The 2,766-nt window shown below is 71.8% G+C and carries 3 protein-coding genes; 2 read left to right on the forward strand and 1 reads right to left on the reverse strand.

Annotation, left to right across the window (positions count from 1 at the left end):
• Window positions 1-3: 3 nt before the first annotated feature.
• Window positions 4-1,065, reverse strand: a complete 1,062-nt coding sequence (hemE, locus tag ACWGH4_RS33815; protein WP_441264895.1) for a uroporphyrinogen decarboxylase — start codon at window positions 1,063-1,065, stop codon at window positions 4-6.
• Window positions 1,066-1,157: 92 nt separating this feature from the next.
• Here hemE and ACWGH4_RS33820 point away from each other — a divergent pair, with 92 nt between their 5' ends.
• Both ACWGH4_RS33820 and ACWGH4_RS33825 read left to right on the forward strand, forming a co-directional pair.
• Window positions 1,158-1,853 carry a DUF3000 domain-containing protein gene (locus ACWGH4_RS33820; RefSeq protein WP_453467590.1) on the forward strand — a complete coding sequence of 232 codons (696 nt, stop codon included), beginning with the start codon at window positions 1,158-1,160 and terminating at the stop codon, window positions 1,851-1,853.
• A 266-nt stretch (window positions 1,854-2,119) separates the two neighbouring features.
• On the forward strand, window positions 2,120-2,766 hold a 647-nt coding region (locus tag ACWGH4_RS33825), incomplete at its 3' end, for a response regulator transcription factor (RefSeq protein WP_453467592.1).

Here is a 2,766-nt window from a genome sequence, read left to right on the forward strand (position 1 = left end):
GTCTCAGCGCGCGGTCTGCTCGTGCACGTACGCCACCAGCCGCGTCAGCGCGTCCGGGTCCGTCGTCGGCAGCACCCCGTGCCCGAGGTTGAAGACGTGGCCCTCGAGCCCCGCCGCCGCGTCCAGCACCTCGCGGGTCTTGGACCGGACCGCCTCCGGCGTGGAGAAGAGCACCGCCGGGTCCAGGTTCCCCTGGAGCGCCTTGCCGGGGCCGACCCGGCGCGCGGCCTCGTCCAGCGGGACGCGCCAGTCGACGCCGACCACGTCGGCCCCCGCCTCGCCCATGAGGCCGAGCAGTTCGCCGGTGCCGACGCCGAAGTGGATCCGCGGGACGCCGTAGGAGGCGACGGCCTCGAAGACCTTGACCGACGCGGGCATCACCGAGCGCCGGTAGTCGGCGGGCGCCAGAGCGCCCACCCACGAGTCGAAGAGCTGTACCGCGGACGCGCCGGCCTCGATCTGGACCTTCAGGAAGGCGGAGGTGATCTCCGCGAGGCGGTCCAGCAGGTCGGCCCACAGCTGCGGGTCGCCGTACATCAGGGCCTTGGTGTTCTCGTGGTTGCGGGAGGGCCCGCCCTCCACGAGGTAGCTCGCGAGGGTGAAGGGCGCGCCGGCGAAGCCGATCAGCGGGGTCCCGCCGAGCTCGCCGGTGAGCATCCCCATGGCCTCGGTGACGTACCAGACGTCTTCAGGGGCGAGGTCGCGCAGCCGGGCGAGGTCGGCGCGGGTGCGGATCGGCTCCGCGATCACCGGTCCGACGCCCGGCTTGATGTCGAGGTCGATGCCGATGGCCTTGAGCGGCACCACGATGTCGCTGAAGTAGATCGCCGCGTCGACCTTGTGCCGCCGGACGGGCTGCAGCGTGATCTCCGTGACGAGGTCGGGCCGCATGCACGACTCGAGCATCGGGACGCCTTCGCGGACCTTCAGGTACTCGGGCAGTGAGCGGCCCGCCTGACGCATGAACCAGACCGGCGTGTGCGGCACCGGCTCGCGGCGGCACGCCTTCAGAAAAGCGGAGTCGTACGTCGTCTGGTGGCCCGGGGGGCGGTTGTTGGCGCTCACGCACTGAATCTTCGCATGTGCGCGGGAAGTGCCCGCCCCGGCCCGGGTGTCCCTCCCTGCGCGAAGCCCCCGTTCCGCCTACTCTTCCCCGCATGGCTGCGGCTCAGGGACATTTTTCCGATCATTCCAAAAGCGCTGACGAGAAGGGGAATCCCGAACCGAGCAGTGACCCGGGTACCGAGGCGGGTGCTGTTCCCCTTGCGTTCCGTCATGCGGTGGAGGCGCTGCGGTCGGCACGGCTGCGGCCGGAGATCGAGGTCGAGACGACCCGCCCTCCGCAGCGGCTCGCCCCCCACTCGTACGCGCTGGAGGCGGCGGTCGTCGACGGCGAGGACGATCTCGCGGACGGCCGTCTTGTGCTGCTGCACGATCCCGCCGGCCACGACGCCTGGAACGGCACCTTCCGGCTGGTGACCCTGGTGCGGGCGGAGCTGGAGCCGGAGATGGCGGCCGATCCGCTGCTGCCGGAGGTGTGCTGGTCCTGGCTGACGGGCGCGCTGGAGGCGCGCGGACTGTCGTACGGGGTGCCGAGCGGCACCGTCACCCGTGCGGGGTCTCACTATTTCGGAGGACTCTCCGACCGGCGTCCCGCGACCCAGATCGAGATCCGTGCGTCATGGACGCCCCGCGAGGGTCCGGGTGGCGCGCCCGACACCGCCGCACACCTCGTGGCCTGGTGCGATCTGCTCTGCCAGATCGCCGGACTGCCGCCGTCCCCGGCGGGCCCGGCGGACAACGCGACGGGTGTGGTGACCCTTCCGCAGCGCCGCGGCCCCCAGCAGCCCTGACCGGCGGGGGCCTCGCCGCGGGGAGACTGGGCGCGGCCGCGCGCCGGAGCAGCGGGCTCACCCCGCCCGTGACCGCCCGCCTGAGCGGTTCGCTCGTAGGATGATCGATCGCCTGTCCGAATTGCCCGGATTATTACTCACCAAATCGTGATCATTCTCTAAAGGCGGACGGGTTCGGTGCCGAAGAGGTCAATGACCCAACTGCACGGTTCGCCCCGGCTTCATCCCCCGAGCCGGCTCCGTCCCGCACCTTTCCAGGAGGCCTGGTGTCCGTTCTTCTCGAGCAGCCCGCAAGCCTGGTCGCCTACCGCCCGAACAAGCCGACGGCCATGGTCGTCGTGGCCGACCCGCGCGTCCGTTCCACCGTCACCCGCCACCTGTGGGCACTCGGGGTCCGTGACGTCATCGAGGCGTCGTCCATCGCGGAGGCACGTCCCCGCGTCGGCAACCCGCGCGACATCTGCGTTGCCGACGTCCATCTGCCCGACGGTTCCGGGCTGACCCTCCTGTCCGAGACCCGCGCCGCGGGCTGGCCCAACGGCCTGGCCCTGTCCGCCGCCGACGACATCGGCGCCGTGCGCAACGCCCTGGCCGGCGGCGTCAAGGGTTACGTCGTCACCGGCACCCGAACCAACATCGGCCATCCGACCCGCCCCGGCGCCGCCCCCATCGGCGCCGCGGCGAACCGCATGCACCGCCGCCCCCCGGGTGCCCCGAGCCACCCGGGCGGCTACCGCGAACTGTCCGGCCGCGAGGTCGAGGTCCTGCGCCTCGTCGCGGAAGGCCAGTCCAACAAGGCCATCGGCGTCTCCATGGGCCTGTCCGCACTGACCGTCAAGAGCCACCTCGCCCGTATCGCGCGCAAGCTGGGCACGGGTGACCGTGCCGGAATGGTGGCCGTGGCTCTGCGCAC

Source organism: Streptomyces sp. NPDC054847, assembly GCF_053610925.1.

Excerpts from the sequence above, each read along its gene's own strand:
- ACWGH4_RS33820 (WP_453467590.1), top strand. The coding sequence starts at position 1,158 with ATGGCTGCGGCTCAGGGACATTTTTCCGATCATTCCAAAAGCGCTGAC.